This window comes from Litorivivens sp., from assembly GCF_057445395.1.
In genome coordinates this window covers 1-8,652 of record NZ_JBVBUV010000109.1, presented here as the reverse complement: position 1 = coordinate 8,652, position 8,652 = coordinate 1, and the positions used below count along the sequence as shown (strand labels likewise).

The 8,652-nt window shown below is 50.4% G+C and carries 7 protein-coding genes; 3 read left to right on the top strand and 4 right to left on the bottom strand.

What is annotated here, in order from left to right; genetic code table 11:
• Window positions 1-669: 669 nt before the first annotated feature.
• The 3 genes from AC222A_RS18155 (at window position 670) to AC222A_RS18145 (ending at window position 6,490) form a co-directional block, all read left to right on the top strand.
• Window positions 670-1,899, top strand: coding sequence for a helix-turn-helix domain-containing protein (locus AC222A_RS18155; protein WP_372810530.1), 1,230 nt, complete (start codon window positions 670-672; stop codon window positions 1,897-1,899).
• A gap of 306 nt (window positions 1,900-2,205) precedes the next feature.
• Window positions 2,206-4,557, top strand: a complete 2,352-nt coding sequence (locus AC222A_RS18150; protein WP_372759382.1) for a TonB-dependent receptor — start codon at window positions 2,206-2,208, stop codon at window positions 4,555-4,557.
• Window positions 4,558-4,621: 64 nt separating this feature from the next.
• On the top strand, window positions 4,622-6,490 hold the full coding sequence (locus tag AC222A_RS18145) for a metallophosphoesterase (protein WP_486775389.1): 1,869 nt from the start codon (window positions 4,622-4,624) through the stop codon (window positions 6,488-6,490).
• A gap of 248 nt (window positions 6,491-6,738) precedes the next feature.
• Here AC222A_RS18145 and AC222A_RS18140 read toward each other — a convergent pair whose 3' ends face one another.
• The 4 genes from AC222A_RS18140 to AC222A_RS18125 all read right to left on the bottom strand — a co-directional run bounded on the left by AC222A_RS18140 (window position 6,739) and on the right by AC222A_RS18125 (window position 8,587).
• Window positions 6,739-6,957 (bottom strand): zinc ribbon domain-containing protein, encoded by a 219-nt coding sequence (locus AC222A_RS18140; protein WP_372810526.1) that lies wholly within the window; start codon window positions 6,955-6,957, stop codon window positions 6,739-6,741.
• Window positions 6,958-7,054: 97 nt separating this feature from the next.
• On the bottom strand, window positions 7,055-7,681 hold the full coding sequence (locus AC222A_RS18135; RefSeq protein ID WP_486775388.1) for a transposase: 627 nt from the start codon (window positions 7,679-7,681) through the stop codon (window positions 7,055-7,057).
• A 302-nt stretch (window positions 7,682-7,983) separates the two neighbouring features.
• Entirely contained in the window at window positions 7,984-8,274 is a 291-nt protein-coding gene (gene nadS / locus AC222A_RS18130; RefSeq protein WP_372810523.1) for a NadS family protein, read from the bottom strand.
• Window positions 8,264-8,587 (bottom strand): type II toxin-antitoxin system RelE/ParE family toxin, encoded by a 324-nt coding sequence (locus tag AC222A_RS18125; RefSeq protein ID WP_372810522.1) that lies wholly within the window; start codon window positions 8,585-8,587, stop codon window positions 8,264-8,266. Before AC222A_RS18125 ends, nadS begins: the two co-directional genes overlap by 11 nt.
• Window positions 8,588-8,652: the final 65 nt, after the last annotated feature.

Below are 8,652 nucleotides of genomic sequence, written 5' to 3'. Positions count from 1 at the left end.
ATCGCCTTACATGGCGCTCCGTCAATCCCAACATTGAGGCTGCTTCGGATTGCGTTAACCGCCGGTCCTTGAGCCGGCTTAAAACAGCTAGACGATCCAATTCCACGTGACTCATAGAAACTAGTCCAGTCATCTGATGTCCTCCATAAGCCTGAAAGCCCACCTAATAGTAGGTACAGGCGTATGGAACCGGACATTTCTAAATTGCTAAAACCGGACATTATTGTATTGCGTCTACACTCCTAGTGCGGATAATACATGTTATGTTAAATAATATGCGGAAGCGCTGCTCCCAATAGAGGGTCTCGGGCAATATCCCGCGATTTTTCTAAAGTGATGTAGTGGTATCGTGTATTTAGCCGCCAAATTTTGAGTGTATTATCACTCACAGAGAAAGTTGGGTGCCAAAATCACTATGCCTCTACACTACGACGCACTAACGACTGGCAATATCATTTCGCCTCGAACATTTTCCCGATATTTCAAGAAGCATAATTGAGTATCTTAAGCCTCTACCCTAGGGATTTAGGCAAGGGTAGATTCGGCAGTAAGCGTAGCTGGACGCTCTAGCTTTAAACGAAGTGGTGGGAGCTTTTGGCTCGAGTCTAAAGTGCCCGTAGCAGAAGTTGCTTGTACGGCGTACGAACATATCAGGAGCGGCAATTATAAATGGAAAATAGCCTAGTTTTGGTGACTGCAACAGCTGGCATTGCATTTAGCCTGCTAGTAGTGCCGCTTCTACTATCTGACCCTCAGGGTGACCGTCGGGCGAATCGCTTCCTGGCTATTTTTGTCAGCATTTTGGCATTGAAACTCACTCAGCGCGTATTGCTCTATAGTGGAACGTTGGAAGTGTATCCTGCTCTCACCGGCTTTGGGCGGTTTATGTACTTCGCCCTCGCACCACTGCTCTACTTTTACATTTGCGCATTAACCAAAGAAAGTTTCGTATTGGAAAAACGTCAGTATTGGCACTTTCTGCCGGTACTCTTGGCGTTGGTCTCGCTGCTGCCTGTTTATTTTTTAGGCGAAGAAGCGAAGCGTGAACTGGCGGTCAACTATGTCGAAACGATCCCAGGCAATGTTGATATTCTCACGATCCTCGACAATGCAGGAGACTACACCACTGTCGTTTACATCCATCTAGCACTGAACATCGCTTTGCCGCTACACCTGATGCTTTACTCGGCATTGGGGCTAAATCAGGTGCGCTTGCACGGGCAGAGTATCGGCGAGCGTTTTTCCAATATTGATAGGATCCAGCTCCGCTGGATTCGTGTGCTTTGCTATATTGTATTGCTTTTGTGTTTAGCCAGTTTGACTTGGTTTCTTTTGTTTACTTTGGGCCGAGCTGAGGAGATGGACAGCCTTCCTGAGCTAGTGACAGTCATGTTGATTTACTGCATCGGACTGAAGAGTCTGCGCCAGCCTAGGGTTTACGTAGACAACGACGGCAGCGGATCTGGCCAGGGGGTTGTCACCGACTTCGCGGCAGGCGGACGAAACCGGCCACATCAAAAATATCAGAGCAGTGGTTTGTCAGAGGGCGATAGCGAGCGCCTGTGGCAAAACCTTCAGGAGTATATGGCGCGTGAAAAACCCTACCTGATCCCCAGTCTAACCATCGCACAGTTGTCTGAGGCAATGGATGTGCATGCAGCTCACCTGTCACAGGTGATCAACACTCACAGCAAATCGAATTTCTTTGATTTTGTGAACCGCTATCGAGTTGAGCACGCCAAGGCCCTGATCCGCGAGACATTACAATCAAAAACCAAGATGCTCACCATCGCCTTAGACGCTGGTTTCAATTCTCAATCAACTTTTTACGCTCAATTTAAGAAGCACTGTGGCGAAACCCCTGCTCAATACCGTCGTTTATTGCTGGACCAAACGTAAAGCAGCGCATTTTTGACACCGAAAAGCTAAGTTCGGACAAAAAATAAGAGTGTAGTAAATATATATCCCTTTATTATCAATCTGTTAGTGATTTCCCGCCCCGGGCGCGCCGCACCCCCATTTCATCTCCGAAAACCTCAACATCGGAAGCTAATGGGGGCTATTGAGAATAATATTTGCTGTCTTAGTGGCTGGTATTGCGTGAAAGCACCAGCACCGACCGGCGAAAGCCGTGTAGTTAGGCCTTAGTACGGGTGACTACCACAGAAACTCTCACATAGATGTTTATTGCGATAGGGGATAATAATGAAATATAGCAATACGATGCGGTCACTGGTAGCAACCGCGATTATTGCCTCTCCAACTGTCCACTCTGAAGCAGACTCTCCCCTGCCCACTGTCACCGAGCGAGGCCTAGCGATCGAAGAGGTTGTGGTGACAGTGTCAAAGCGCAGCGAATCATTGCAGGAAGTCATGGGTAGTGTATCGGCTTATTCCGGTGAAACGTTGGCTCAAAACAACATCCAAGACTTCAAAACACTCGCAGATTTGGTGCCTGGAATGGTCGTCCAACGTGAAGATGGCGGCTCTGATGAGGTAGCGATACGGGGCATTAGCCGAACTCGAAACGGCCCCTCTCCAGTCGCGTTCCACGTTAACGATGTCTTCATCGCGATGCGCGGTGAACCATACTATGACCTGTCAGCTGTGGAAATCCTGCGAGGGCCTTCCGGTACTGTCTTCGGGCGTAACGCAACCGCTGGCGCTATTAATGCCAAGTGGCGCAAGCCGGATCCCGAGTGGGGTTTTGGTGGCGATGCTCGATATAGTGACCGCGACGAAGAGCAACTGCGCGCGTATATTAATATCCCCTTCTTCGGCGATGGGGACGAACGCTTGTTGGGCCGTTTCGCCGCCATAAAACGTCGTCGTGACGGCACCCTAGACAACACGCTAACCGAATCCGACGCTGATCCGGGCAATATTGACGATAACTTTGTCAGAGCGTACTTCACCAGCGAAGTGTCTGATTCACTGCGCTTGGGGCTGCGGGCAATACGTTATGAGGGCAACCCTAAGGGCACAAATTCAGTGAGTAGCCCGTCGCTAGCTACGCGTCGCAGCGGAATTCTCGAAGAACTGGGCGCCGAACCCTTACCGGATGACCTACGCATCGTCCGTTCTAATACTCATGAGACATTCGGCAATTCCTTCGACAAATACACACGTATTGATGGTGACTTGAACTGGTCATTCGCGGGCCTACCCGCGTTGGGGGATATTGATATCGTGTTCGTAGGCGGCGAACAACGTAGAGACCACGCCTCTGTATTCGATGTCGATGGCACCGAAGCGCCGATCCTCGAAGGTATTACGCGCACGAGTGATGATATTCGCCAAAGTGCAGAATTACGGTTCGTCTCACAAAATGACAGCGGTATAGATTGGCTGGCGGGGCTGTTCTGGTTTGATTCAACACAGACTCGCGACCGCGATTTTCTGGCGCGCAACTTCCTTAAGCCATCCACGTTTATTCCAGGAGCGCCAGATGAGCCCCAGATCATAGCTAACTTTATTGTCACCGGCAGAGACGAACAGATTCTCGATCGCAGTGAAGCGGTTTTTGCCAACGTTAACCTGAATATGGCCACCCTCTTGGGCTGGCCCAATATTGAACTGACTGTGGGTTTACGTCATAACCGTGATAGTTTTACTCAGAAAGTGGGTTTGTTCCATGTGGCAGCCGATACAGGAACACTGCTTGGGTCGGCCCCCATCGTTGACCAGCGAGATATCCATCAGTTTGCTGACTTCTCCGAAAATACCGGGGAAGTTGGCGGTCGCTGGTTCTATAGCGACGACAGCATGCTTTATGCAAAATACGCACGCGGATACAAGCCGGGCCTCGCTCAATTAAAAGAAGAACCAAACGGTACCACTTCACAAAACCCGGTAGACCCCGAAATTCTTTACGCATGGGAAGCCGGTTGGAAAACGAGCTTCTTTGACAATAGCTTGCAGCTTAATCTTGCTGGATTCATGTACGACTACACCGGCCTGCAGGTTAGCCAGGTCACGGCGGCCGGCGTTATTACCGACAATGCAGCAGCGGCAACCATTAATGGCCTTGAATTAGACTTTAAATGGTCACCAACCCAAGAACTCAGAATCCAAGGCGGCTTTGCCTGGACGGACGCACGCTACGATGAGTACTGTGCCAACGACGAAGGTCGCGCTGATAAAACACCCCAACCCGGCTGTGAGGGCACCGAGGGTGGCCCGTTCAATGTATCTGGCGAGCGCTTAACGGCTGCGCCGGAGTTTTCGACGGTGCTATTAGCCAGCTATCGCTTCGATCTCGGAGAATTCGGCTCATTGACCCCCTCTATTAAAACGAACTGGGTTGATTGGATGGATAGACGAGGTCTTGGCAATGAAAACGATCGCGTTGAATCACACACCAACAGCGACGTTCGTCTGACATGGGAAAGTCTGCACGGCCGATTTAAAGTCGAAGCTTTTGTAGAGAATATTGAAGATCACGACGACATTTTCTTCGTTACATTTACACCGCTCGCCAGCACCCCCGGCACCTACACTCTATCGGGCGAACTTCCACCCAGGATCTACGGGGTATCTTTAGAGATGTTCTTCTAATACCTGACAAGCCAGCTCTAGGAGTTGGCTGAAATTTTGTCGAAAGAGAATAAGCGAATATTCTATGAAAACTGTAGTTGTAGCAGCGATGCTGAGCATCGTTGGTGTTTGTGCGCTGGCACATGACCAGAATGATCACGATAAAGCCGAATCATTCACCCTGGATAACCGAGGATACAGTAAACGTCCTTACTCCCATTTGAACTTCGCTAATGATCCCGATGATTTCCAGTTTGTCATTGTAAGTGATAATACCGGTGGTGCCCGCCCCGGTGTCTTTCGTCAGGCTATGCGCAAGGTTAATCTATTGCGGCCTGAGTTTGTCGTCAGCGTCGGCGACCTGATCGAAGGGTTCACCGAGAATCGCGAGATTATCGATCTGATGTGGGACGAATTTAACGTCGTTCTCGACGAGTTAGAGATGCCCTTCTTTTATACGCCGGGCAATCACGATTGGTCCAACGATGTAATGGGCGAAGTATGGAAAGAACGTTTTGGCGCCTCTACCTACCATTTCGTTTATAAGGATGTGCTTTTCTTGGTGTTGAATAGTGAAGAGTCCGGGCCCGGCGGGACCAGTGCTGGCTTTAACGCTGAACAGGTTGCCTATGTGAAACAAACACTGGCCAACAACACCGACGTACGCTGGACCATGGTGTTTACCCATCAGCCCGTATGGGCTTACAACGGGGACATCAGTGGTTGGGGAGAAATTGAAGAAGTGCTTGCCAAGCGAGATTACACTGCTTTCGCTGGGCATATGCATACATACGCCCACCATAGTGGTCTAGAGAAACAGGATCACTTTACTCTGGGGTCGACCGGTGGTGAGAGTCTTCTGCGTGGTAAAATCTATGGTGAATTTGACCACGTAACGTGGGTAAGTATGCTCGACAGCGGCCCACGTATAGCGAACCTATCGTTAGATGGTATCGACGACAAGTACGTTGTACCAGAAAAGATCAAGAGCGCCTTTGCCAAAACGACCATCTTTAGCCCAAGCCCTTGGTATAGTAATAATGGAGAAGCACCTACAACAGCTACGGTAACCATCACTAATCCATTTGATGGGCCGCTAAGTTACAGCTTACAAGCATTATCTCATGCTGGGTTCGCAGTTAATGAATTACCGTCCGGTATACTGGAATCTGGCGAAACACGAACGCTGGATCTGAAACCTAAAACGCTATCCAAAACTACCACTCATCCATTCCGGATTATTGCCAAGGGTAGCGTACAAGTTGAGGTTGGCGCTAATGTCGAGTGGACAGAAGTAATGCAATTACAACCCACACCACAGTACAGCATATCACCAGCCCCAAAGCCGATTTCATTTGATGGTAAGCTCGATGAATGGGTGTCACTACCCTTCGAAAGCACTCCTCAGGCCTACTTCAAAGACGGGCGTCCCGTGAAGATTAGCGAGAGTGATTTGAACTACAAGTTTGGCGTGAGCTATGACGATAACTTTTTCTACGTGGGCATTCGCGTTATCGATGACGAGGTGACACTAAGAGGGAATAGCAATCGTCACTCGGCTAATGACTTCGCTAGTATTACCTTCGATGGTCGCCAGCCCGATATAAGCGCACGCAATCCAGCGCAGGTTACTGAAATGAAGGAAGGCAAGTGGATGTTTCTTATCACTGCTCCTAATGAAGCTAATGGAGAAGTGATGTTTCGCAACTTTCTACCACCGGGCTTAGACGCGATGGTAGCCATGACCGATAGTGGTTACGAAGTAGAATTCCGAATACCTCTAGCCTACGCACAAAGGTTCCAAGGTAAAAATTGGCGCAATCTTCGATTAAATATCTCGGTCAATGATGTCGATGCGACTAGTCGAGAGCGTATGCCAGTAATGAGCTCATGGCAGCAGTCTTGGCAAGATAACATTATAGGAAGCGGCATGTTTTTTCGCGCTAGAAAATAGCGCTGTTTAGAGCCTGTGTCACGGTGCTTTCGAATTCGGTTTGAAAGTTGCTTATACATTGCTACGCAAAAAGCTGCGGCGCAGGCAGTAGCTGACACTTTCAAGAGTTCAGGGACATGAATTCATGGGGGAAGTATACTTAATAAGTATCTGGTTCCCCGGCTTCGTATTTAGCAACTCCTCCCCTGTCAAGGGTTTTAATTGAACCGATACCCTCTCGGGAGCTAACGCTCTCCGAGATTCTCGACTCACTTCAGTGCCAGAGCTTGATGCCCCAAGCGGAGAATGTTCAGCGCGGCATTCTGGTTTCGATCTAACTCCGAACCACAACAGCTGCACACCCACTCTCTTAATCCGAGACCTTTCGCCCCTTTCCGAGCGCTATCCGAGATTTCTCCACAGCTAGAACCGAATCGCTCCGGGTTTGTCGGAGGCTCTAAGCTTTGAGAGGATTGAGCGGTGAACAAGCGGCCGCGATATGCAATTGAGATGCGTGGGCGGGCGGTTCGATTGGTGCTGGCGTATCAACAGGGATACGGCTCCGGGGGGAGTTCTGGGGACAGTTTACTTAATTCGAGGTTTCGGCCCCGGTTTTAGTTTTCTTAGTTCTCGTCCCGTCAGCTTTTCCAGGCTATCGATAAAACCTTCGTTGCCCGCCAGGCGCCCGGAGGCAGAAAAACGACGGATCTCGACCCGCTCTTCTTCCGATTGATTTTGCGACAAATAACTCCCCCAGTCCGCGATATGCTCTAACATCGGAGCAACCTCAACCAACTGGTCGTCGCAGCCCTTCAAGTGTGCCTCCGCGCTAGACCAAGGCCAGCACTCCGGCAGCTCACATAGCTTGGCTTTCACGGGATTCAGTTCTACGTAGCGTACGGCAGCCAGCAGGTAATCTTCATTCATCACAAAGGAATGAAAACGCTCTTGCCAAAAGTGGCTGTCGGCAAACAGATTGGGTTTATTAAACGCCGTGCCATCGAGGGTTTGGAAGGTGATCGCGTTGTAAGCGTCTTTATCCAGGACCTGCAGGGCCGGTTCGGCATCGGGGTACTGATCCTGCAGGGCCTGCCAGAGGGCGTTGTAGCTGCGGTAGGTTTTGCCGCCAAGGATGGTGACTTTGTCCGGGGATTTGTCGTCCACCGCTTCGCCCACCTGCTGGCCGATACCGCCCTCCTCGTCATAACCCACCCAGTAGGGGTTGCCCGCTTCGCTGAGAATGACGGCGCGGGAGTATACGTAGCCTGATACCGGGGCGTGGTTGATGGTGTAGCCTTGGAAGCCGAAGAAGGCCTGGCTGGGGGGTGGTGAAGAAGGTTGCTATAAAAAAGGTGGCTAGCAGCGCGAATGATCTGGGCCAAAATCGGCCTGCGAGCCAGCGGTGCGGGTGGGCAAATCCTTTTGCCATGTGGGGGACGTCCTATCCTGTCAAAATTGTGGAGTAGTGGTCAGTTTGCGATGCGTAAAGATCTGCTCACTTGACGATACATTTCTCAGCCGTGAAGGGCTCGAACAGCGCGCTCAGGGTCGGCATCCAGAATTTTCAGCAAGGCTTTCGCAGGGCCAGTGGGGTGGCGCCGGCCTTGCTCCCAGTTTTCCAGCGTCCGTTTGCTTACGCCAATCAACATGGCAAAACGACTTTGACTTAAACCCACCTTATCCCGAATCGCTTTCACTTCAGGTTCCGGATACTCCGTCGTTCGGGCCGCTGCTTGCTTGCCGTGGACAATCTTGTCCATTTCCTTAACGCTGGCGAGCAACTCGTCAAACATGTCACTTTTCATCTGACCACCTCTCCACAATCACTTTTAGTACCTTCGTCTGCTCGGCAGTTAGGTTGTCCTGCTCACTTTTGGGATAGACATACAGCATAAGAACCTGTTCGTCTTCCGTCAGCCAATAGTAAATCACTCTGACGCCCCCGCTTTTCCCCCGGCCTTCCAGCCGCCAGCGCATTTTCCTGAGTCCCCCACTGCCGGGAATAACTGCCCCCATGTCCGGGCGATTGACCAAGGATTCCTGTAGCTCCTTATAGTCATCGTCGCTCATCAACTCCTTGATGCGCTTGGTAAAAATGCTGGTTTCTATGATTATCATGATCACACTATACGCCAATGGCGTATATTTTCCAACCCCCTCAGTCTTTCATAATTGGCGGCTGC